The organism is Streptomyces sp. NPDC046716 (assembly GCF_040645755.1).
Lineage (GTDB): Bacteria > Actinomycetota > Actinomycetes > Streptomycetales > Streptomycetaceae > Streptomyces.
Genome location: NZ_JBEYYU010000023.1, coordinates 81,700 through 104,194, shown reverse-complemented (window position 1 = coordinate 104,194; position 22,495 = coordinate 81,700). Strand labels below are relative to the sequence as shown.

The 22,495-nt window shown below is 70.8% G+C and carries 22 protein-coding genes; 1 reads left to right on the top strand and 21 read right to left on the bottom strand.

Features of this window, described 5'->3' with window-relative positions; all coding sequences use genetic code 11:
- Window positions 1-390: 390 nt before the first annotated feature.
- The 16 genes from dprA to proS all read right to left on the bottom strand — a co-directional run bounded on the left by dprA (window position 391) and on the right by proS (window position 13,208).
- Window positions 391-1,569 (bottom strand): DNA-processing protein DprA, encoded by a 1,179-nt coding sequence (gene dprA, locus ABZ930_RS19220; protein ID WP_361549170.1) that lies wholly within the window; start codon window positions 1,567-1,569, stop codon window positions 391-393.
- The gene (locus ABZ930_RS19215) at window positions 1,566-3,185 is read right to left on the bottom strand and encodes a YifB family Mg chelatase-like AAA ATPase (protein ID WP_361549168.1); all 1,620 of its coding nucleotides are present in this window, start codon (window positions 3,183-3,185) and stop codon (window positions 1,566-1,568) included. Before ABZ930_RS19215 ends, dprA begins: the two co-directional genes overlap by 4 nt.
- On the bottom strand, window positions 3,185-3,568 hold the full coding sequence (locus ABZ930_RS19210; RefSeq protein ID WP_361549166.1) for a YraN family protein: 384 nt from the start codon (window positions 3,566-3,568) through the stop codon (window positions 3,185-3,187). The genes ABZ930_RS19215 and ABZ930_RS19210 overlap by 1 nt, the downstream gene beginning before the upstream one ends.
- A 117-nt stretch (window positions 3,569-3,685) precedes the next feature.
- Window positions 3,686-3,994 carry a DUF2469 domain-containing protein gene (locus tag ABZ930_RS19205; protein WP_005311352.1) on the bottom strand — a complete coding sequence of 103 codons (309 nt, stop codon included), beginning with the start codon at window positions 3,992-3,994 and terminating at the stop codon, window positions 3,686-3,688.
- Between the two features lie 55 nt (window positions 3,995-4,049).
- Window positions 4,050-4,568 (bottom strand): NUDIX hydrolase, encoded by a 519-nt coding sequence (locus ABZ930_RS19200; RefSeq protein WP_361549164.1) that lies wholly within the window; start codon window positions 4,566-4,568, stop codon window positions 4,050-4,052.
- Window positions 4,561-5,298, bottom strand: coding sequence for a signal peptidase I (gene lepB, locus ABZ930_RS19195; protein WP_361549162.1), 738 nt, complete (start codon window positions 5,296-5,298; stop codon window positions 4,561-4,563). The genes ABZ930_RS19200 and lepB (ABZ930_RS19195) overlap by 8 nt, the downstream gene beginning before the upstream one ends.
- 92 nt (window positions 5,299-5,390) lie before the next feature.
- Window positions 5,391-6,356: a signal peptidase I gene (gene lepB / locus ABZ930_RS19190; protein WP_361549160.1), complete on the bottom strand. Its 966-nt coding sequence runs from the start codon at window positions 6,354-6,356 to the stop codon at window positions 5,391-5,393.
- The gene (lepB, locus tag ABZ930_RS19185; RefSeq protein ID WP_361549158.1) at window positions 6,244-7,356 is read right to left on the bottom strand and encodes a signal peptidase I; all 1,113 of its coding nucleotides are present in this window, start codon (window positions 7,354-7,356) and stop codon (window positions 6,244-6,246) included. Before lepB (ABZ930_RS19185) ends, lepB (ABZ930_RS19190) begins: the two co-directional genes overlap by 113 nt.
- On the bottom strand, window positions 7,349-8,080 hold the full coding sequence (gene lepB, locus ABZ930_RS19180; protein ID WP_361549156.1) for a signal peptidase I: 732 nt from the start codon (window positions 8,078-8,080) through the stop codon (window positions 7,349-7,351). Before lepB (ABZ930_RS19180) ends, lepB (ABZ930_RS19185) begins: the two co-directional genes overlap by 8 nt.
- Before the next feature lie 45 nt (window positions 8,081-8,125).
- On the bottom strand, window positions 8,126-8,476 hold the full coding sequence (gene rplS, locus ABZ930_RS19175; protein ID WP_037886451.1) for a 50S ribosomal protein L19: 351 nt from the start codon (window positions 8,474-8,476) through the stop codon (window positions 8,126-8,128).
- A 132-nt stretch (window positions 8,477-8,608) separates the two neighbouring features.
- On the bottom strand, window positions 8,609-9,430 hold the full coding sequence (trmD, locus tag ABZ930_RS19170) for a tRNA (guanosine(37)-N1)-methyltransferase TrmD (protein ID WP_361549154.1): 822 nt from the start codon (window positions 9,428-9,430) through the stop codon (window positions 8,609-8,611).
- Complete coding sequence (gene rimM, locus ABZ930_RS19165) at window positions 9,427-9,987, bottom strand: ribosome maturation factor RimM (protein ID WP_361549152.1); 561 nt, start codon at window positions 9,985-9,987, stop codon at window positions 9,427-9,429. The genes trmD and rimM overlap by 4 nt, the downstream gene beginning before the upstream one ends.
- Before the next feature lie 80 nt (window positions 9,988-10,067).
- The gene (locus ABZ930_RS19160; protein WP_005311361.1) at window positions 10,068-10,307 is read right to left on the bottom strand and encodes an RNA-binding protein; all 240 of its coding nucleotides are present in this window, start codon (window positions 10,305-10,307) and stop codon (window positions 10,068-10,070) included.
- A 2-nt stretch (window positions 10,308-10,309) separates the two neighbouring features.
- Entirely contained in the window at window positions 10,310-10,735 is a 426-nt protein-coding gene (rpsP, locus tag ABZ930_RS19155; RefSeq protein WP_111668204.1) for a 30S ribosomal protein S16, read from the bottom strand.
- 215 nt (window positions 10,736-10,950) lie between these two features.
- Entirely contained in the window at window positions 10,951-11,547 is a 597-nt protein-coding gene (locus ABZ930_RS19150) for a hypothetical protein (RefSeq protein WP_361549150.1), read from the bottom strand.
- Between the two features lie 245 nt (window positions 11,548-11,792).
- Window positions 11,793-13,208: a proline--tRNA ligase gene (gene proS, locus ABZ930_RS19145; protein ID WP_361549148.1), complete on the bottom strand. Its 1,416-nt coding sequence runs from the start codon at window positions 13,206-13,208 to the stop codon at window positions 11,793-11,795.
- A 264-nt stretch (window positions 13,209-13,472) separates the two neighbouring features.
- On the opposite strand from proS, the gene ABZ930_RS19140 reads away from it, so the two are divergent.
- On the top strand, window positions 13,473-14,333 hold the full coding sequence (locus tag ABZ930_RS19140; RefSeq protein WP_361549146.1) for an SAM-dependent methyltransferase: 861 nt from the start codon (window positions 13,473-13,475) through the stop codon (window positions 14,331-14,333).
- 14 nt (window positions 14,334-14,347) lie between these two features.
- Here the strand turns inward: ABZ930_RS19140 and ftsH are convergent, their stop codons facing one another.
- The 5 genes from ftsH to ABZ930_RS19115 all read right to left on the bottom strand — a co-directional run bounded on the left by ftsH (window position 14,348) and on the right by ABZ930_RS19115 (window position 22,363).
- Entirely contained in the window at window positions 14,348-16,291 is a 1,944-nt protein-coding gene (gene ftsH, locus ABZ930_RS19135) for an ATP-dependent zinc metalloprotease FtsH (protein ID WP_361549144.1), read from the bottom strand.
- A gap of 140 nt (window positions 16,292-16,431) precedes the next feature.
- Window positions 16,432-17,991 carry a signal recognition particle protein gene (gene ffh, locus ABZ930_RS19130; RefSeq protein ID WP_361549142.1) on the bottom strand — a complete coding sequence of 520 codons (1,560 nt, stop codon included), beginning with the start codon at window positions 17,989-17,991 and terminating at the stop codon, window positions 16,432-16,434.
- Between the two features lie 215 nt (window positions 17,992-18,206).
- Window positions 18,207-20,648 carry a [protein-PII] uridylyltransferase gene (locus ABZ930_RS19125; RefSeq protein ID WP_361549140.1) on the bottom strand — a complete coding sequence of 814 codons (2,442 nt, stop codon included), beginning with the start codon at window positions 20,646-20,648 and terminating at the stop codon, window positions 18,207-18,209.
- A gap of 36 nt (window positions 20,649-20,684) precedes the next feature.
- Window positions 20,685-21,023: a P-II family nitrogen regulator gene (locus tag ABZ930_RS19120; protein WP_266596273.1), complete on the bottom strand. Its 339-nt coding sequence runs from the start codon at window positions 21,021-21,023 to the stop codon at window positions 20,685-20,687.
- On the bottom strand, window positions 21,020-22,363 hold the full coding sequence (locus ABZ930_RS19115; RefSeq protein ID WP_361549138.1) for an ammonium transporter: 1,344 nt from the start codon (window positions 22,361-22,363) through the stop codon (window positions 21,020-21,022). Before ABZ930_RS19115 ends, ABZ930_RS19120 begins: the two co-directional genes overlap by 4 nt.
- Between the last annotated feature and the right edge of the window lie 132 nt (window positions 22,364-22,495).

Sequence of the window (22,495 nt, the reverse complement as noted above, 5' to 3'; positions counted from 1 at the left end):
TTGTGCCGTTCTGCTGCTTGCCGAGTGAGTCGGAGAGGGTGCCCCGGGCCGGGGCCGGGGCCGGGGCCTGGACCTGAGTGCCCGTGGTCCGGGTCGTGGGAGCCGCTGGGATCTCTTTGCTGGTGAAGATGGAGTCTTGCCCGTCTAGTGATGACTGGTGCCGAGCTGCCTGCCTGATTACGGATTGAGGTGACGAACCCGAATCCTGGTGAGCGTAGCGTGACTGCAGCGTCGCAGTGTGCGAAGGGTAGGGGGTCATACGCGCGCAGATACGTTCCCTTGGGCGACTTGCGCGGACGGTTCCGGTACCGAACGCGATCAGGACGGAGCGTCAACTGCCGGAATTGCCAAGGTCATCGAGGGGTCATCCGGACGGCGCAACACCGTGGCTCAGGACGCGCCTCCGTCCGCGAAGACCGACCGGATCGCCTGGCGTGTCAACTTCCAGCCATCGCCGTGTCGTTCGACGAACCCCAACGAGCGCAGTTCGTACAACCGACCGGTCGTCTCGTCGTCGGTCGCACCGGCCTCCCGGCCGATCTCGGCGAACGTCCGGGTCCCGCGCGCCGGCAGGGCAGCGAGCACGCGCGCGGTCTCCGGGTCCAGCAGATCGCGCGGCACCACGGGTCCACGCCGCTCCGGGGCGAGCTCCCCCATCTCACCGACCAGCTCGACGATTTCCTCGGCGTCCGTCACCAGCGTGCCCTCCTTGCGCAGCAGTTCGTGGACGCCGGCGGAGACGGCGCTGGTCGCGGGGCCCGGCACCCCCATCGCGTGCCGCCCCATCCGAAGCGCCCAGCGGGCCGTGCCGAGCGCTCCGCTGCGGTAGGCCGCCTCGACCACGACCGTGCCTCTGGTCAGCGCGGCGATCACCCGGTTCCGCAGAATGAAGCGGCTGGGCGTGGGGTGGGCCCCGGGCGGCAACTCACCCACCACCAGTCCCTGTTCCGCGACGCGGTCGATCAACTGCTCGTGCCCGCGCGGGTAGGTGCGATCGATGCCGCAGGCGAGGACGGCCACCGTGGCCCCGGTGGCGCCGAGGGCTCCGCGATGGGCCGCGGCATCGATCCCGTACGCGCCGCCCGAGACGACCACCCAGCCGCGCTCGGCGAGCCCGGCGCCGAGGCTCGCGCCCATCCGCACCCCGTAGTCCGTGCAGGCCCGCGCTCCCACGACGGCGACCGAGCGCAGCGCCCACATCCGCAGGGAGGGGCCGCCCCGCACCCACAGCCCGAGGGGCCGCGCGCCCCCCAGGTCGTCCAGCTGCCCCGGCCACTCGGGATCCCCGGGGCACACGAAGCGCGCTCCGAGCCGGCCGGCGCGCGCCAGGTCGAGGTCGGCGGGCGGCGCTTCACGAGCCCGCGCGACGAGGCCCGCCCAGCGTGCCTCGCGCACTCCGGGCAGCGCGGGATCCGTCGCCCCCTCGTCCGCCTCGTCGATGCGCCGCACCGTCTCCACCGCCCCGAACTCCCGCAGCCACCGGCCGGCCGGCTCCCATCCGGGCTCGACGATCCGGGTCAGCCGGGCCCGCGCGAGCCGCACCTCGTCCGGGACGCTCCGCCCGGTCATGCGCCGGACCCGATCGTCATGGGCGCCCCGCGCGAGATGCCCGTGCGCAGTTGCAGGGCGAGCGCCACGTCCTGGGCGCAGGGCCGGTCGCGTCCGGCGAGGTCGGCCACGGTCCAGGCCACCCGCAGCACCCGGTCGAGTCCGCGTGCGGTCAGAAAGCCGCGCTCCAGGTCCAGCTCGGCCTCGTCCAGGGCGCCCGGGGCGGCAGGCCAGCGGGTGCGCAGCGCGTGCCCCGGCACTTCGCTGTTGGTCCGCCACGGGGACTCCGCGAACCGTGCCGCCGCCCGCTCCCTGGCCTGGCGCACCCGGTCGGCGACAAGCTGGGTGGAGTCGCCGCGCGGCCCGTACCCGGCCAGTTCGTTGCGCGTGACGGGGTCCACCTCGACGCGCAGGTCGACCCGGTCGAGCAGCGGTCCGGAGAGCCGGGCCTGATAGCGCCGGACCGCGGCGGGCGGGCAGTCGCACTCGCCGCCGTGGACCCGGAACTGTCCGCACGGGCAGGGGTTCGCGGCGAGCGCCATCAGAAAGCGGGCGGGCAGTCGCACCACTCCCGCGCTGCGGGCGATGACGACATGGCCAGCTTCCAGGGGCTGGCGCAGGGCGTCGAGGGCCTGTCCGCTGAACTCCGGGGCCTCGTCGAGGAAGAGCACTCCGCGGTGGGACAGCGAGACGGCTCCCGGCCGTGCCATGCCGGGTCCGCCGCCGACCAGGGACTGCATGGTCGCCGAGTGGTGCGGCGCGCAGTACGGCGCGACGTCGATCATCGACTTGCCCGGTGGCAGCATGCCCGCCACCGAGTGGATCGCGGTGACCTCCAGCGACTCCTCGCGGGTGAGCGGGGGCAGGATCGCGGGCAGCCGCTCGGCGAGCATGGTCTTGCCCGCGCCCGGCGGTCCCGACAGCATCACGTGATGGCCGCCCGCGGCGGCGACCTCGATCGCGGTGCGGGCCGACAGCTGTCCGACGACGTCGGCGAGATCGAGTCCCGGCCCGTCGTGCGGCAGGCCGCCGATTCCGGTGCCGGCTCCGCTGCCGGGCATGCTCAGTCCGGCGAGCAGCGGATCGGGGCGGCCGTGCGTCTCCGGCTCCTCGTCGGGCACCGGCTCGTCCGCCAGCACCGCGATGAGCTGGCGCAGGCTGCGCACGCCGAGGACGGAGATGCCCGGCACGAGTGCGGCCTCGCCCGCCGTGGACTCCGGGACCACCACCTGCTCATAGCCCGCGTCGGCCGCGGCGAGCACGGCCGGGAGCACTCCGCGCACCGGTCGCACCCGGCCGTCGAGCCCCAACTCCCCGATCATCACGATGTCGGCGAGGATCCGCGGGTCGATCCGCTCGGCCGCGCCGAGCACCGCACAGGCCACAGCGAGATCGAAGCCCGAGCCGCTCTTGGGCACGGAGGCCGGGCTGAGCCCGACGGTGAGCTTCTTCTGCGGCCAGTCCGATCCCGAGTTGACCACCGCGGCCCTGACCCGGTCCCGGCTCTCCACCAGGCTCTTGTCGGGCAGCCCCACGAGGGTGAAGGCGGCGACGCCCGGCTCCAGGTCGGCCTGCACCTCGACGACGACGCCCTCGACCCCCACCAGAGCCACGGAACACGTACGCGCGAATCCCATCAGGACACCCCCCGCGCATGCTCGACGCGGGGCGCGCCGCGCTCCGGCAGCAGGACGCCGACGAGGTCGATGCGTACCCCGCCGGGTGGCGCCCCACCGTGCTCCTGCACCCATCGCTCGGCGAGATCCCGCAGCCGCCGCGCCTTGACCGGCGTGATGGAGGCCATCGGATCCTCGAAGGCCCGGCCCCGGCCGGCGCCGCCCACGGCCCGGCGGGTCTTGACCTCGCACACGACGATCGCGTCGCCGTCCCGGGCCACGATGTCGATCTCGCCCGACCGGCCCGCACGCCAATTGCGTGCGAGCACCGTCATTCCGGCCTCGGCCAGCCGCCTCGCGGCCAGGTCCTCGCCGTACTTCCCCAGTGCGCTCTGTGCGTTCACGTCGGCACCACCTCCGACGCCCACGCTGACGCAGGGGCGACAAGGAAGTGGATCTTGGTGAACTACCGGCAGGTTGTGGAGAACTCCGTCACCCGTCCGAGGGGCAGCGCGCCGGGCTCAGCTCCCCGGCAGCTCCAGGTCGCTCTTGTTCAGCTCTTCGATGTTCACATCCTTGAACGTGAGAACGCGGACCTGCTTCACGAACCTGGCGGGCCGATACATGTCCCACACCCAGGCGTCCGCCATCGACACCTCGAAGAACACCTCACCCTGGACCGAGTGCACCTGCATCTCGTAGTCATTGGTGAGGTAAAAACGCCGCTCGGTCTCGATCACATATTTGAACAGACCGACGACGTCGCGGTACTCCCGGTAGAGCTTCAGCTCCATCTCGGTCTCGTACTTCTCGAGGTCCTCGGCGCTCATGGCATGTTCCCCTTCAGCCGTGCGTCCCCCTATTGTGCGCCAGTCTCTGGGGCCTCTAGACGATTTCCGTGTCGAGGACCAGCGGCCGGCTCGGGGGACCTTCGTCGAACAGCCGATGCAGCAGCTCGGCGAGTCTGGTCGGATACACCGTCTCATGCGCTTCGGCCAGTTCCCGGTACGTCCACCAGCGCGCTCCCGCGACGCTGCGTCGTTCCAGGTCGGTCAGGCCCGTTTCATTGATCATCGACCCCGCCTCCGAGGCCGCCGGCCCACGGGTACGGGCCAGGAAGTACCACTCGTCCTGATCCCAGCGCCGCCCGTCGAACGGGAAGGAGCACGAGCGCTCCCACAGCACCGGGCCCAGCTCGACGTCCGTCATGCCGGTCTCCTCGGCGAGCTCCCGCAGCGCCGCCTCCGCACGCGTCTCGTCGCCCTCCAGGCCGCCGCCCGGGGTGAACCACCAGTCGTCGGCCGGATCGTCCGGCTCGTGCCCGTGCAGCAGCAGGATGCGGTTCTCCGGATCGAGCAGCACGACCCGGGCCACCTTGCGCAGTTCGTCCCCCGGCTCAGGCACGGACCGGCTCCGTCCGGGTCCTCGATCGGCGGGAGCGCTTCGCGATCGGACCGTACGCGGCCCCGCCCAGCACCAGCACCGCGCCGCCCACCACCGCGTACACCATCCACTTGAGCGGTCCGGGACGTGAGATCCCGCCGGGCAGTTCCTCGAAGCCGGTGGGCTTGGCCAGCATGCCGTTCAGGGGCCAGGCCACGGCGTCCACCCGGGCCTGTACAGCGCCGCGCTCCACCGAGCCGTTCTCCGAGTCGCCGAGGTGGACGCTGGAGTCCAGGGAGCCGCTGCGCTCGTCACCGAGCAGGAAGAGTCGACCCTTGGGCACCGTCGTGGACTTGATGCCGGTGAGCGAGGTGCTCTTGCCGGGCGGCAGATACGGTTCGTCGATCTTCTTGCCGTTGACGGTCAGCTTGCCGTCGGTGCAGCAGGCGATCTTGTCGCCGCCGATGCCGACGACCCGCTTCACCATCGGCAGGTCGCCCCAGGTCGCCTCCTGGAAGACGACGACGTCCCCGCGCTTGACCACACTGCCGTCGATCCGCTGCGCGAGGACCCGGTCGCCCGCGCCGATCGTCGGCGTCATCGACTCGGTGGGCACCGTGTACGGCTGGTACACGAAGGCACCCCACACGAATCCGCCGAGGAACAGCACACAGCCGAGGGCCACGGCTATGCCCGACAGCACGCTGCCGGCCTTGCCGTGGCCCTCGTCCGTACGACGTGTCCTGCTCATCCCAGTTGCTCCCCCGCGTCGGAGAAATCGATCTCGCGGCCCGGCCCCGCAATGGCACGGACCACGGAAGATCGGCGATCTGGGACGGCACCCTACCCGGCGGTACCGGTCGCAGAAACCTTGGTGTTCCCGTCGGTAAGGCCCTTGCCGATCTTGCGCCTGCGCCAGATCACCAGCGGCACCGCGCCGGCGAGACCGAGCGCGCCCGGAGCCGCGCTCGCCGCCGCGTTGATCCCGGACTGGTCGAAGGTGTCCGGCACGGGCAGCGTGGACCAGTGCGTGGGCGGCCAGGCGACGACGATCGCGCGGCCCACGACGTTGTCCACCGGGACGAAGCCGTCGTTCTTGTCGTTCTGGTGGTAGCGGGAGTCCATCGAGTCCTGGCGGTGGTCACCCATGACCCAAACTTTGCCCGCGGGTACCTTCACCTTGAATGTTCCGCCGCCGTTGTCCGCGCTGCACGGGGTGTTGCCCGCGTACACGTAGGACGTCTCGTCGAGCGCCTTGCCGTTCACCTTGAGCGGGCCCGTGCCCGAGCACTCGACGGTGTCGCCCTCGACGCCGATGACGCGCTTGATGAGGTCCTTCTCGTCGGCGGACGGCATCAGACCGACCCAGCTGAGCACCTGCTGGATCGCGTTCGGATCCGGGGTGGGCTCGCCCTCCAGCCAGTCCGCCGGGTCGTGGAAGACGATGACCTCGCCGCGGTCGGGCTTCGAGCCGAACCAGGGCGTGAGCTTGTCGACGAGCACCCGGTCGCCGATCTTCAGCGTGTTCTCCATCGACGCCGACGGGATCGAGAACGCCTGGACCAGGAACGTCTTGATCAACAGGGCGAGAACGAGCGCGATGCCGATGAGCAGCGGCAGCTCCTTCCAGAAGGAACGGGGCTTCTTCTGCTGCCTGCCGGTGTCGTCACCGCCCCCGCCGTCCGCCTGCGCATCCTCACCGGCTGCGGGCCCCTGGTCCGTCACGGCCGGATTCGCCGCGCCGTCGGAACGCCCGGGCTGCTCTTCGGGCCCCTGCCCTGACCGTGCGCCGACCGCCAAGTCCCCCACATCCACTCCTCACTCCGTGCCGCTGCCTGATCCCTACGCGATGCAGGCCCACCACTCCCATAACGAGCGGGAGTTCCGCAGGGGTCGGGAGGGGGATCATTCCGTCCGAATCCGATGCGTTCGAACTCGTGACGGCGCTGTTCGTGGTGGCCACCTTATGCGACGCGCCGGACGCTGCGGTCGATCCGTCGCCTTGCGCGTCGGCCACGGCCGAGAACGTCTCGGGCTCGCCGAGGGTGGACCAGTTGCCGATCGGCCAGACGATGGCGCGGGCCCGGCCGACCACCGAGTCCTCGGAGACCGTGCCGTGGAAGGCCTCGGTGAGGTGGTACCTGGAGTCCGCCGAGTTGGCGCGGTGATCCCCCATGACGAACAGCCGGCCTTCGGGAACCTTCACCGAAAAATCGAACTTGGAGGGGGCGTTGCCGGGGTGGATGTACGAAGTCTCGTTCAGCGGGGTTCCGTTCACGGTGACGCGGCCCTGCTTGTCGCAGCACTTCACGGTGTCGCCGCCGACACCGACGACCCGCTTGATCAGATCGCGGTCGTTGTCGGAGGGCAGCAGACCGATCCAGGTCAGCCCCTCCTTGATCTGCTTGACGCCGACCGGCGGATCCTTCTTCTGGCCCGTCTCCGCCGTCAGCCACTTGCCGGGGTCCTTGAAGACGACGACATCGCCGCGGTGCGTCTCGGCGCCGAACCACGGGGTGAGCTTGTCCACCACGACCCGGTCACCGATCTTGATCGTCTGCTCCATGGAGCCGGACGGGATCACGAAGGCCTGGACGAGGAACGTCTTCAGGACCAGGGCTATGAGCAGGGCCACGCCTATGAGGAGCGGTATCTCCTTGAGCGCCGAGCGCCTGCGCTTGCGCTTCACCTTGCGCGCGAGCTTGCGCCGCTCCGCCCGGCCCGGGTGCGCGGGCCCGCTGGTGGGCCGGCTCCCGGTGGGCAGCCGCTCGTCGCCCTCGCCGCCGGGCGCCCTGCCCCGCCTACCCATGGGAACCGCCGGGTGCGGGCACGCGCGCGTACACGTCCGGCCGCGACAGAGAGCGCCAGTGTCCGGTCGGCCAGGCGACCCACTCGGCCTTGCCGATCACATGGTCGAGGGGGAGGAAACCGCCGCCGGGCGCGCCCAGGAGTTCCCGGGAGTCCCGGGAGTCGCCGCGGTGGTCACCGAGCAGGAAGAGGGTTCCGTCGGGCACCTTGATGTCGAACGGCACCTCGGAGGGCGCGTCCCCGGCGTACAGGAGGGTGCGCTCGTCCACCGGCTGCCCGTTCACCTCGATCCTCCCCCTGCTGTCGCAGCAGACCACGTGGTCTCCCCCCACACCCACGACCCGCTTGATGTAGTCGGCCTCACCGAAGTACCCGTCGCCGTCGAAGACGACCACGTCTCCCCGCTCCGGTTCGGCACCGAAACGGTACGCCAACTTATTTACGAGAACGCGGTCCCCGACCCTCAAAGTGCTCTCCATGGAGCGGCTGGGAATCTGGAACGGCTGCATCACCAGGACGCTGACGGCGAGCAGGAGCGCCAGGCAGCTGAGCAGTGCGAGCGTCACGCGGCCGCCGGGCAGCCAGGCGGCGACCGCGTCGATGCCCCGGGACAGGGCGTTCCCGGAACGCAAAGAGGAGCGCGACCGGTCCTCCTCGCCCTCCGGGATGTGTTCCGCGGGCTGGGAGGAGCGGTCGCGCTCCACATGCTGTGCTTCGGTGTCCATCGAGGCCAGATGCTATCCGGCGACGTGACGACCCCGAACGCGAGATCAGTTCTCGCGCTTCTCCTTGATCTTCGCGGCCTTGCCGCGCAGCTCGCGCAGGTAGTACAGCTTGGCGCGACGGACGTCACCCTTGGTGACGAGCTCGATCTTCTCGACGATCGGGGTGTGGACCGGGAAGGTGCGCTCCACGCCGACGGAGAAGGAGACCTTGCGGACCGTGAAGGTCTCGCGGACACCGGCGCCCTGGCGGCGGATGACTACGCCCTTGAACTGCTGCACACGGGAGCGGTTGCCCTCGATGACGCGGACGTGGACGTTGACGGTGTCACCCGGGCGGAAGGCCGGGATGTCGCTGCGCAGCGACGCGGAGTCGACGGAGTCGAGCAGGTGAGACATGATCGTCTGCTTTCTTCACCGATGCCACAGGTCATCGGCGGGAGGTATGCGATGAGTTTCGGTAGCTGATCGCGTCGGGCCTTGCGTCGTTCCCCCTGTGGCAGGGGCGCAGGCTGGACGTACAGCAGCGGCCTATTCTTCCACGGCCTGGGCCATGGACCCAAATCGTCCGTCGGGGCCCGGGCCCCAGCCCAGGATCGAGAGCATTTCGCGGTCCTTCTTGTCGAAGGCCTTGGGGTCGGTGCGCTCGATCAGGTCGGGGCGGTTGCGCACGGTGCGGCGCAGCGCCTCGTCCCGCCGCCAGCGGGCGATCTTGCCGTGGTGGCCGCTGAGCAGCACGTCGGGGATGTCCCGGCCGCGCCACTCGGGCGGCTTGGTGTACACGGGCCCTTCGAGGAGGTTCGCCATGTCGCCCGGCGCGAAGGAGTCGTCCTGGTGGGAGGCGGCGTTGCCGAGGACGCCGGGCAGCAGGCGGGCCACGGCCTCGGTGATCACGAGGACGGCCGCTTCGCCGCCCGCGAGGACGTAGTCGCCGATGGAGACCTCGTAGACCGGCATACGGGTCGCGTACTCGTCGATGACGCGGCGGTCGATGCCCTCGTAGCGCGCGGGCGTGAAGACCAGCCAGGGGCGCTCGGAGAGCTCGACGGCGAGTTCCTGGGTGAAGGGGCGCCCGGAGGGCGTGGGGACGACCAGGACGGGCCCGTGGGCCCCGCTCTCGTACCCCTCGGCGAGCACCTCGTCGAGGCAGTCGCCCCACGGGTCGGTCTTCATGACCATGCCGGGGCCGCCGCCGTAGGGGGTGTCGTCGACCGTGTTGTGTCGGTCGTACGTCCACTGCCGCAGATCGTGCGCGTGGACGTCGAGTTGGCCGCGCGCGCGTGCCTTGCCGACCAGGGAGACGTTCAGCGGTTCGAGGTACTCGGGGAAGATCGTGACGACGTCGAGCCTCATGCGGACTCCTCCTCCGCGGAGTCCTCGCGCGACGACGCGATCTCGGCGCGGTCGTCGATCAGGCCGGGCGGCGGGTCGATGACCGCCTTCTGCTCCTCGAGGTCGATCTCGGTGACGATCTCCTCGACGAACGGGATCATGACCTCGGTGCCGTCGGGCCGCTCCACGATGAACAGGTCCTGCGAGGGCAGGTGCGAGATCTCGGTGATCCGGCCGACCTCGGTGCCGTCGACCGTGACGACGTCGAGGTCCATGAGCTGGTGGTCGTAGAACTCGTCCTCGTCCTCCGGCAGCTCTTCCGGGTCGACCTCGGCGATCAGGATCGTGTTGCGCAGCGCCTCCGCCCCGCTCCGGTCCCGTACGCCCGCGAAGCGCAGCAGCAGCCGGCCGGAGTGCACCCGGCCGGACTCGATGGTGAGCGGTCCGGTGGAGGCGGGGTCGGTGGCGAGCACCGCACCGGGACCGAGCCGCAGCTCGGGCTCGTCGGTGCGCACCTCGACGGTGACTTCACCCTTGATGCCGTGGGCGCGGCCGATGCGCCCGACTACCAACTGCACGTCGGAAACTCTCCTGTCATACGACTAGGGCCGGGGACGGCCCGTAAGCCCTCCCCGGCCCGAGCCGGTGTTCAACTTTGTCAGCGAACCTGGTCCACGTCGACGAGGTCGACGCGGATACCGCGGCCGCCGATGGCGCCCACGACGGTCCGCAGAGCGCGCGCGGTGCGGCCGTTGCGGCCGATCACCTTGCCGAGGTCGTCGGGGTGGACCCGAACCTCGAGTACGCGCCCACGACGCAGGTTGCGCGAGGCGACCTGCACGTCGTCGGGGTTGTCGACGATGCCCTTCACGAGGTGCTCAAGAGCCTCCTCGAGCATGCTCAGGCCTCGGTCGACTCGGACGCAGCGGCCTCGGCCGTGTCGTCCTTCTTCTCAGCCTTCTTCTTCTGGGTGATGGCCTCACCCTTGGGCTCGTCGGCCGTGGCCAGCGCCTCGAAGGAGGGGCGGGCCGACTTCGGCTCGGCGACCTTCAGCGGCTCCGGGGCGGGCAGACCCTTGTGCTTCTGCCAGTCACCGGTGAGCTTCAGGATGGCCATGACCGGCTCGGTCGGCTGCGCGCCGACACCCAGCCAGTACTGCGCGCGCTCCGAGTCGACCTCGATGCGCGAGGGGTTCTGCACCGGGTGGTACAGACCGATCTCCTCGATGGCCCGGCCGTCACGGCGGGTACGGGAGTCGGCGACGACGATGCGGTAGTGAGGCGAACGGATCTTGCCCAGACGCTTCAGCTTGATCTTGACTGCCACGGGAGTGGTGTCTCCTGGTCTTGACGTGGGTGGGCACGGCGAGATTGCCGCGTGGGGTTGCGGTACCCGAGTGCCCGATGGACGCGTCAGCCGGAGGAGAGAGGGGTCCTGTGCGGCTGTCGAGTACAGCTAGCCATTGTGCCATATGCCGAGAGGGCGACCGAACCGGAGTACGGTCGCCCCACCTCGCCCCACCAGGAGCGGGAACCCGCCGGTCAGCCGGCGGCCGCGCCGACCACTTCCGGGATGCGGAACGGCTTGCCGCAGCCGCCGCACACGATCGGCGCCTGGGCGAGCACCGAGGGAACGACGCGGACATTGCGGCCGCAGTCGCAGACGGCCTTGACCCGGACCCCGCCCCCGGAGGAGCCGTGCCGTGCGGCCGGGCCGCGGAAGCTGCGCTTGGTGTCCGCGGCCGTGGCCACCGTGTGGGCCTTCAGGGCGCGCTGGAGCCGCTCGATCGTCTGGCGGTACCGCTGCTTCGCCTCCGGGTTGAGTGTGACCAGCGAGAAACCACTGCTCGGGTGCGGTTCCTCGGGGTGGTCGAGGCCCAGCTCCTCGGCGATGGCCAGGAATCTGCGGTTGTGGTACCGGCCGGCGCGTGAGGTGTCGCGGATTCCGCGCGCGGCTGCGATGCCATGGACTGCCTCGTGGAGCAGTCGCTCGAAGGAGAGCTCGCGTCCGCAGGCGGACGACGACTCCCCGATCAGGGATTCGGGCGCGGCAAGATCCGGCAGTTCGGGGTGGTGCCGCTGAATGTCGGCCCACGCCCCTGCCAGCTCTGCGGCGAGAACAGGTGGTGTCGTGCTCACGTCGTGACAACGAGCCGGGGTGCCTCCGTGTTCCTATTCCGGGGCATCCCAAATAATTTGCACGTACCAGTCAGTTGCCGCTGATGCGTCCTGACGAGGGCGGGTGCGCTGATCTGCGGAGAAGAAGCACAGCCCGCACCAAGGTGGTGCGTAGCGTCACGTACGCCCCGGCGCGTAGTCGGAGCTACGCGCCGGGGGCCGGATGCGCAAGAGGCGGTTTCGGCCTCAACAGAGCTCGGAGGCCCTCAGTAGGCGCGCGCCACGACCGCGACGTTACCGGGTGCGTCGTCGGCGTCCGGCACCGCCCCGTCCGCGGCCAGCAGGCACCGTACGGACACCCCGTGCTCGGCGAGCTTCGCCTCGCCCGCCTCGCCGAGGGTGGCCCAGGGGATGCGGGCCCAGCCGCCGGCCGTCGCCGCCTCGACGGCCTCCTCGACCGTGGCGACCTCGCTCGTCCGGGACTCGCGGCGCTCGCGCGACTGCCTCAGCAGAAGTGCCTGGTCCGCTTCGAGCACGTCGGGCAGGAGGGCGGCGAGCCCGTCGATCGCGACCGGTTCCTTGCCGCCGGGGATGCGGCGGGCCAGCATCGCGGTCCCGTTCTCCAGGTCGCGCGGGCCCACCTCGACGCGGACCGGCACGCCCTTCAGCTCCCAGTCGACGGCGCGGCGCCCGAAGGGGGTGTCCGTGCGGTCGTCGACGTGGGCACGGATGCCTGCCGCCTCGAGCGACGTGCCGATCTCGCGCACCTTGGCGAGCACCGCCGCGTCGTCCTTGACGGCGAGGACGACCACCTGGGTGGGCGCGAGGCGGGGCGGCACGCGCAGGCCGTTGTCGTCGCCGTGCATCATCACCAGGGCGCCGATCATGCGGGTCGTCGAACCCCAGGAGGTCTGCCAGACGAGTTCCTGCCTGCCCTCCTTGGAGAGGTACTGCGTGTGGAACGCCTTGGCGAAGTTCTGGCCGAGTTCGTGGCTGGTGCCCATCTGGAGGGCCTTGCCGTCGCCCATCATCCCTTCGAGGGTCAGGGTGTTGACGGCGCCCGCGAAACGCTCCTTCGGGGTCTTGCGGCCCAGGACGACGTCCATGGCGAGCACGTTCTCCATGAAGTCGGCGTACACGTGCCGGTGGATGCGCGCCGCGAAGTCGCGCGCATCCTCATAGGTGGCGTGCGCGGTGTGGCCCTCCTGCCAGAGGAATTCCGTCGTCCGCAGGAAGAGGCGGGGCCGCAGTTCCCAGCGGACCACGTTGGCCCACTGGTTGATGAGCAGGGGCAGGTCGCGGTAGCTCTGGATCCACTTCGCGAAGTAGTCGTTGACGATCATCTCGGAGGTGGGGCGGACGACGGCGGGCTCCTCCAGCTCCTTGCCGCCGCCGTGGGTGACCACGGCCAGTTCGGGCGCGAAGCCCTCGACGTGGTCGGCCTCCTTGGTGAGGTAGGACTGCGGGATCAGGAGCGGGAAGTACGCGTTCTGCGTGCCGGTCTCCTTGATGCGCGCGTCCATGTCCTGCTGCATCCGCTCCCACAGGCCGTAGCCGTACGGTCGGATGACCATCGTGCCGCGCACCGGTCCGTTGTCCGCCAGTTCCGCCTTGGCGATGAGGTCCTGGTACCAGCGCGGGAAATCTTCCGCCTGGGGCGTGAGAACAGGTGCTTTGGGCATGGCGCGCATGTTACGGGGAGGGCTGCGGAGCACGGGAATCCTTTTCGCCCGTATGCCCAGGCGTGCACCCGTCATATGACCCTCGGGGGGCGCACGACGGAGCATGCGCGCATTGGGCGTACGCCTGCCCGACACCCCCTAGACGTGGCGGACGATGCGGAGTTTTCTGGCATACGGGGGGAGCGCGAGCAGGACGCGACGACACGACAACCACACGCATCGGCGACAACTCTCGGCATCTCTCGGCGAATTGGGGAACTTTCCATGACACCTACGCTCGTGCAGCGGCACCCATCCCACGCGGCGTCCGTGCCGCGCGCGGACCTGTGCGCACGCGCGCGTGACTGGGCGGAGATCCAGGAACGAATGCTGGTCCCGCTCTACGAAGCGGTGTACGAGCGGCTTGAGGTCGGCTCCGGCACCCGTCTCCTGGGTCTCGGCTGCGGTTCCGGCCTGGCCCTCCTCATGGCGGCGTCCCGCGGCGCGGCCGTGACCGGCGTGGAGTCCGCCGAACCCGAGCGGCTCTCGCTCGCCCGTGAGCGGCTGGTGCCCGAGGCCTGGGCAGGACGCGGCAGGCCGAGGACCAGGCTCACGGACGGCAGCGACGACAGCATCGTGGCGGGGTCCGGCGGCAAGCCGTACGACATCATCACCGCGTTCGAGCCGATCGGCTGCACGGCCGGCGACTCGGAAGGGCTCTCGGCACTCCTGGAGAGCGCGGCGCCGCTCGCCGCGCGGGGCTCCGCCGTCGTGCTGGTCGGCTGGGGTCCCCCGGACCGCTGCACCGCGTCGTCCGTACTGCGGGTGGCGACGAAGCTGGCCGACCCGCTGCGCACCACGATCGGCTGGCGCCCCGCCCTCCGTGACGACCTGGAGGAGGTCGCCCAGCGGGCCGGGCTGCGGCCCGACGGGTCCGGCCGGGTGGCGTGTCCCTTCGGCTACGCGGACACGGAGAGCGCGCTCAAGGGGCTGCTGTCCACCGGTCTGTTCGACGCGGCCGTCGGAGCGACGGACCCGACCCAGGTCGACAAGGAGGTGACGGAGGCGCTCCAGCCGTATGTGCGCAGGGACGGCACGGTGTGGATGCCCAATGTCTTCCGGTATCTGATCGCCCGTACCGTCTGAGGCGCGCGGGCGCGTCAGTCCTTGGTGAGCCGGGTGACGCCGGCGACCCGGTAGGCGTCGGCCTCCTCCAGGGTCTCGTTCTCCAGGAGCGCCGCCGCCAGGGCGTCCAACTGGTCGCGGTGGTCGCGCAGTTTGCGGCACGCCTCGTCGTAGCACTCGTCCACGATGCGGCGCATCTCCGTGTCGATCGTGTCCAGGGTGTCGGGGGCGGCGGCGAGCCCGTACGCCTGCTGGGCGTCGTTCGGCAGCGCGGAGAGGCGGCCGACCTTCTCGCTCATGCCCCAGCGGGCGACCATGCCGCGGGCGATGTTGGTGACCTGTTCCAGGTCGTTCTCCGCACCGGTCGTGATGACTCCGTAGACGACCTGTTCGGCCGCCATACCGCCGAGCGCGCCGATGATGCGGCCCCGGAGGTACTCCTCCGTGTACGCGTATTTGTCGGAGTCCGGCGTGGACAGCGTGACGCCGAGGGCGCGGCCGCGCGGCACGATCGTGATCTTGCGGACCGGGTCGGCGCCGGGCTGCAGCATGCCGAGGAGGGCGTGGCCGCTCTCGTGGTAGGCGGTGCGGCGGCGCTCCTCGTCGGGCATCACCAGCGGCCGCTCGGCGCCCAGCTGGACCTTCTCCAGCGCCTCGGAGAGATCGGTCTGGGTGACCTGCTTCTGCTTGCGCTTGACCGCGAGGAGGGCCGCCTCGTTGGCGAGGTTGGACAGTTCGGCGCCGGTCATGCCCGGTGTCGTACGGGCCACCTGCGCGAGGTCCACGTCGTCGGCGAGCGGGATCTGCCGCGTGTGGATCTTGAGGATGGACTCGCGGCCGCCGCGGTCGGGCGGCGACACGGTGACGATGCGGTCGAAGCGTCCGGGCCGGGTCAGGGCCGGGTCCAGGACGTCGGCGCGGTTGGTGGCGGCGATGACGATGACGCCCTCGGAGCCGGAGAATCCGTCCATCTCGGTGAGGATCTGGTTGAGGGTCTGCTCGCGCTCGTCGTGGCCGCCCATGCCGCTGCCGCCGCCCCGCGCGCGGCCGATGGTGTCGATCTCGTCGATGAAGATGATCGAGGGCGCGACCTTGCGGGCCTCGGCGAAGAGTTCCCGGACGCGGGAGGCGCCGACGCCGACGATCATCTCGATGAACTCGGAGGCGGAGGCGGAGAAGAACGGGACGCCCGCCTCCCCCGCGACGGCTCGCGCGAGCAGCGTCTTTCCGGTTCCCGGCGGGCCCGCGAGGAGCACGCCGCGCGGCATCTTGGCGCCCATGGCGCGGTACTCGTCGGGGTTCTTCAGGAAGTCGACGACGTCGTTGAGCTCGCCCTCGACCTCGTCGATCCCGGCGACGTCGTCGAAGGTGGTGCGCTTCTTGCCGGGTTCCAACTCGACCGGTTTCGGCGGCTGTTTGCGGCCGAGCATGCCGCCCGCACCGCCACCCATGCCCTGGCTCATCCGCCGCGCGATGAAAATCCACAGGACGACGAGGAGCAGCATCGGGGCGAGCGAGATGAGCAGGTTGGACAGGAAGCTGCGCTCCTGGACGACCGGTTCGGCGGTCACCGTGACGTCGTGCTTCTCCAGGTTCGCCCAGAGGTCGTCGTCCGCGAAGGAGGGCCGCTGCGTGGTGAACTTCGTGTAGTTCTTGCTGCGGCTGTCGCTGTCGTCCGGGGTGGGCTGCTCCTTCTTGAGCTGGCCCTGGATCGCGTCGCCCTTGGAGTAGATCTTGGTGACGTTGTCGTCGGCGACCTGCTTGCTGAACTCGGTGTACGAGATGGTCGGCTCGTCGCCCTGGTTGAAGAAGGACAGGACCAGGTTGGCGATGAGGTAGACGATCAGGGCCGTCAGGATGAGCCCGCCCCAGCCACCGGGCATCTTGCGCTTGGGCGGCTGCTGCGGTGGCGGGGGCGGCGCGCCCTCCGAACGCCAGGGCTGATCGGTGCGATCGCGCGGGGGTACTGGGTTCGCCACGCCTTGGCCCTCCTGCCGACTACCCATGATCCTTGGGCCCATCAGCGCACAGATCAGGACGGGCCGCCACCGGGGAGGAGCAGCGCGAAGGGCCCGGAACCGATCCGGTTCCGGGCCCTTCGCGCGCGTGTCCGGGCAGGTCAGCCCATGAACTTCTTGAACTCGTCGGGGAGCTCGAAGTCCTTGCCGCCCTGCTGGCCCGCACCGGGCAGACCGAGCGCGCCGCCGGCCTCGGCGGCGGCCGCGCGACGGGCCGCCTCCTCCTGCTCCTGCTGCTTGCGCTTCATCGGGTTGCCGGAGCGCTGCTTGCCCTTGGCCTTCTTCGGCTGCTTCTTGGTCCGGCCGGCGCCGCCGCCCATGCCCGGCATCCCGGGCATCCCCGGCATGCCGCCGCCCTGGGCCATGCGGGACATCATCTTGCGGGCCTCGAAGAACCGCTCGACCAGGTTCTTGACCGCGCTGACCTCGACACCGGAACCCCGGGCGATGCGGGCGCGGCGCGAGCCGTTGATGATCGTGGCGTCGGCGCGCTCGGCCGGGGTCATCGACTTGATGATGGCGGCGGTGCGGTCGACGTCGCGCTCGTCGAGGTTGTTGATCTGGTCCTTCATCTGCGCCATACCGGGCAGCATGCCGAGCAGCTTGGAGATGGAGCCCATCTTCCTGACCTGCTCCATCTGCGCCAGGAAGTCGTCGAGCGTGAAGTCCTGGCCCTTCTTGGAGGCCAGCTTCGAGGCCATCTTCTCGGCCTCTTGCTGCGAGAAGGTCTGCTCGGCCTTCTCGATCAGCGTGAGCATGTCGCCCATGCCGAGGATGCGGGACGCCATGCGGTCCGGGTGGAACGCGTCGAACTCGTCCAGCTTCTCGCCGTTCGAGGCGAACATGATCTGGCGGCCGGTGACGTGCGCGATGGAGAGCGCCGCACCACCGCGGGCGTCACCGTCCAGCTTGGAGAGCACCACGCCGTCGAAGCCGACGCCGTCGCGGAACGCCTCGGCCGTGTTGACCGCGTCCTGACCGATCATGGCGTCGACGACGAAGAGGATCTCGTCGGGGCTGACCGCGTCGCGGATGTCCGCGGCCTGCTGCATCAGCTCCTGGTCGATGCCGAGACGGCCCGCGGTGTCGACGACGACCACGTCGTACACCTTGGACTTGGCGTACTCGACGGAGTCCTTGGCGACCTGGACCGGGTCGCCCACGCCGTTGCCCGGCTGCGGGGCGTAGATGCCGACGCCGGCGCGCTCGGCGACGACGCTCAGCTGGTTCACCGCGTTCGGGCGCTGGAGGTCACAGGCGACGAGCAGCGGCGAGTGGCCCTGGGACTTCAGCCAGAGGCCCAGCTTGCCCGCGAGCGTCGTCTTACCGGCACCCTGCAGACCCGCGAGCATGATCACGGTCGGGCCGGTCTTGGCGAAGCGCAGCCGGCGGGTCTCGCCGCCGAGGATGCCGATGAGCTCCTCGTTGACGATCTTGATGACCTGCTGTGCGGGGTTCAGCGCCTGGGAGACCTCGGCGCCGGCCGCGCGCTCCTTGACCTGCTTGATGAAGGCGCGGACGACGGGCAGGGCGACGTCGGCCTCGAGCAGCGCGATACGGATCTCGCGGGCCGTGGCATCGATGTCCGCTTCGCTCAGCCGGCCTTTGCCGCGGAGGTTCTTGAATGTCGCTGCGAGGCGATCGGAAAGAGTGTCGAACACGGCGGTCGCGAATCCTCGGGTCGGTGGGCGGTCGGACAGGTCGCCCTCCAGGGTATCGGGCCGCGGGAGCTTGGTCTGCGGCCCGGTCGCACGAGCGAGGGCACGACGGGGCGCGGGGCCGAAGCGCCCCGCCAGGGGCGCGGGGTACTGCGCGACCGGCCACGCACCTCCCGCATCCCGCCGACCGGCCGCGCGCCCCTCTTCGGAAGGCGCCCCTACGCCCGCAGTGCCCCCTCCAACCCCTTCGCCACCGACGCGGCCTCCTCCGAGGGCAACGGCGCCCCGTCGGCCCCGGTGACATAGAACGCGTCCACCGCGTTCGCCCCCAGCGTCGACACATGGGCGGAGCGCACCCGCACGCCGGAGGTCTCCAGCGCGCGCCCGATCCGGTAGAGCAGTCCCGGCGCGTCCTGGGCCCGCACCTCGATCACGGTCGCGAGCCGGGATCCGGCCGAGGCCACGGCGACCCGGGCCGGCGGCGCCACAGCGCCCCGGCGCCGCGGATAGGCGGCGTCCCGCTCGGCGAGCCGGGCCGCGACGTCGAGGGACCCGTCGAGGGCCCGTACGAGGTCGGCGCGCAGCCGGGCGGCCTGCGGCAGGGAGCCGTACTCGGCGGCGACCCGCCAGTCGAGCAGCAGCACGGCTCCCTCGACGCCCTCCGGCAGCGTCAGGGACCGCAGCTCGGCCGTCCGTACGGTCAGCCGGTGCACGGCGAGCACGCCGGCCACGGCGGGCAGCACGCCCGGCTGGTCCGGTACGGCGATCAGCAGTTCGACGCCCAGCGGTTCGGGCTCGTCGGACGGGTCGGCGGCCGCCTCGGTCTGGGCACGCAGGGAGAGCACGGGCCCGCCGGTGCGGAACGCCTCCACGGCCAACCGCTCCTGCTCGGCCGTGGTCTCGGCCGCGTCCGGATCGCGGGGTTCGTCCCCGGCGAGCACCGCCGAGACCCGCTTGACCAGGTCGGCGACGAGGGACCCCCGCCAGGACGACCAGGCGGCCGGGCCCGTGGCGAGGGCGTCCGCCTCGGTCAGTGCGTGCAGCAGTTCGAGGGTGCCGACCGAGCCGACCGCGTCGGCGACGGCCCGTACGGTCGCCGGGTCCTCCAGGTCCCTGCGGGTCGCGGTCTCGATGAGCAGCAGGTGATGGCGGACGAGCGAGGAGAGCACGGCCACGTCGGCGCGGTCGAAGCCGATCCGCGCGGCCACGTCCCGGGTGATGATCTCGCCCGCGACCGAGTGGTCGCCGGGCCAGCCCTTGCCGATGTCGTGCAGCAGCGCCGCCACGAGGAGCAGGTCGGGGCGGCCGACCCGGCGGGTCAGCTCGCTCGCGCGGACCGCCGTCTCGACCAGGTGCCGGTCGACGGTCCAGGTGTGCACGGCGTTGCGCTGCGGCCGGCACCGCACCCGCTCCCAGTCCGGGAGCAGCCGGGTGATCAGCCCCTCCGCCTCCAGCGCCTCCCACACGTCGACGGTGGAGCGTCCCGCGCCGAGCAGCGTCACGAGTTGTTCGCGGGCCTCGGCGGGCCAGGGGGTGGGCAGCGGGCGGGCCGCCGCGGCCATCCGGCGCACCGCGTGCAGCGACAGCGGCAGCCCCGCCTGGGCCGCCGCGGCGGCGGCGCGCAGCGGCAGGACCGGGTCGCGCTCGGGTTTGGCGGCCCGCGCGAGCACGGCCTCGCCGTCCATCTCGACGACGCCCTCGGCGAGCGGCGAGCGTTCCACCGGCGCCGCCCTCCCGCCGCCGAGCATGGCGCGCAGCCGGGGCCGTACGGCTCGGGACTGGAGGACCCGGCCGACTTCGCGCCAGGTGACATCGCTGGCGTACGAGATGGTGCGCGCGGCCTCGTACACCTGTCTGAGCAGGGTGTCGGCGTCCAGCAGGCCCAGTTCGGCGGCGACCTGGTCCTGCTCCTGGAGGGCGAGCCGGTCGGTCGCGCGGCCGGTGGTGAGATGCAGCGCGTCCCGGACGTCGAGCAGCCGGCGCCGGGCGTCGGCGAGCCCCTCGCGCGGGGCGTCAGCGAGCCAGGACGCGGCGACGGCCCGCAGCGCCGTCGCGTCGCGCAGGCCGCCGCGTGCCTCCTTCAGATCGGGTTCGAGCAGGTACTGCAGTTCGCCCTGGCGTTCGCCGCGCTCCTCGCACAGCTCGCGCAGTTCCGGGAGCCGCTTGGGCGCCTGGTTGCGCCAGTCGGCGAGGATCGCCGTGCGCAGTCCGGCCGTCAGGCCCAGGTCTCCCGCGATGTGCCGGGCGTCGAGGAGGCCCAGGTGCACCTTGAGGTCGTCGCCCGCGGTCTTGCGGGCCTCGGCGGGGGTGCGCACCGAATGGTCGAGGGCGAGGCCCAGGTCCCAGACCGGGTACCAGACGCGGTCGGCGAGTGCGGCGATCTCACCGGGGTCGGCGGTGCCGTCGTGCAGCAGGAGCAGATCGAGGTCGCTGCGCGGGGAGAGTTCGCCCCGTCCGTAGCCGCCGACGGCCACCAGCGCGACTCCCTGGGCGCCCTGGCCGAACAGTTCGGTCAGCCAGTCGTCGGTGAGCTCGGCGAGGGCCGAACGGCGCGGCGGCCCGGACTGCGCTCCTCCTTGGAGAAGACGCAGCCGGGCCGCCGCGTAGCCGCTGGGTTTGTCGTCCGATGCTTCGGTCCGTACGTCGTTCACACTCGTCACCCAGCGACTCCCGTCCTTTGCCAGCCGGTAAGGCTTTTACAGCGCGTCCGGTCCGCGCTCGCCGGTCCTGACCCTCACGGCCGTCTCGACGGGGACCGCCCAGACCTTGCCGTCACCGATCTTGCCGGTGCGGGCCGCCTTCACCACGACATCGACCAGCTGGTCGGCGTCGTCGTCCTCGACCAGGACCTCGATCCGGATCTTGGGCACCAGGTCGACGGTGTACTCGGCCCCACGGTAGACCTCGGTGTGGCCGCGCTGACGGCCGTAGCCGCTGGCCTCGGTCACGGTCAGCCCCTGGACGCCGAAGGCCTGGAGGGCTTCCTTGATCTCGTCGAGCCGGTGCGGCTTGACGACCGCGGTGATGAGCTTCATGCGTCCACCTTCTTCGATTCCTGGGCCACCGGAGCCGGCACGGAGGTGCGGGCCGCGGCGCCGCCGCCCGCTCCGCTGAAGTCGTACGCGGTCTCGGCGTGCTCGGTCTGGTCGATGCCCGTGACCTCGTCGTCCTCGCTGACCCGCATGCCGATGGTCTTGTCGATGAGGAAGGCGAGGATCGCGGAGGCGATCAGCGAGTAGGCGAGGACGCCGCCGACACCGGCGCACTGCTTCCAGAACTGGGTGAGGCCGCCGCCGTAGAACAGGCCGGCCGCGTCGGACTGGCCGCCGCCGGTGGCGAAGAAGCCGATCAGGAGCGAGCCGACGATGCCGCCGACGAGGTGGACGCCGACGACGTCGAGCGAGTCGTCGTAGCCGAACTTGTACTTGAGGCCGACGGCCATGGCGCAGAGCACACCGGCGATGGCGCCGACGGCGATCGCGCCGAGCGGCGAGACGGCGCCGCCGGACGGAGTGATCGCGACGAGACCGGCGACGGCACCGGAGGCGGCGCCGAGCGAGGTGAACGCGCCATGGCGGAGCTTCTCGTAGATGAGCCAGGCGAGCATCGCGGCGGCGGTGGCGACCTGGGTGTTGACGAACATCAGCGCGCCGACGCCGTCGTCGTTGCCGAGCCACGAGCCGGCGTTGAAGCCGAACCAGCCGAACCACAGCAGACCGGCGCCGAGCATCGTCCACGGCAGCGAGTGCGGCCGCATCGGGTCCTTCTTGAAGCCGACGCGCTTGCCGATGACGAGGATCACGCCGAGCGCCGCGGCACCCGCGTTGATGTGCACGGCCGTACCGCCGGCGAAGTCGATCACGCCGAGGTCGAAGGCCCAGCCGCCGGTCCCCCACACCCAGTGCGCGACGGGGAAGTAGACGATCGTGGCCCACAGGGTGATGAACAGGGCCCACGCCGTGAACTTCACACGGTCCGCGAGGGCACCGCTTATCAGGGCGGGCGTGATGATGGCGAACATCAGCTGGAAGACGGCGAAGACGTAGACCGGGATGGTGTAGCCGTCCCAGAGCTGGGTCAGTCCGATCCCGCTGAGGCCGACGTAGTCGCCGTCCCAGCCGAAGAGCGACCCCTTGTCCGTGCCGAACGCGACGGAGAAGCCGTACAGCACCCACAGGATCGTGATGATCCCGAGGCTGATGAAGCTCATCATCAGCATGTTGAGGGTGCTCTTGACGCGGACCATGCCTCCGTAGAAGAAGGCCAGGCCCGGGGTCATGAGCATCACCAGGGCGGAACAGATCAGCATGAAGCCTGTGTTCGCGGCAGAGAGCTTGGGCGCTTCTGCGGCGAGCGTGATGGCGGCTGGTGCCATCGGCGTCTCCTCGTCGTTGGTACGGCCCCGTGCGGGCGAAGCCTGAGCGGTCACATGAGGGGTGGGCCGGTTATGAGCCATGAGATTGGCGCAGGCCGGTTTCCGTGGGTGCCCCTCGATGTTTCGCCGCAG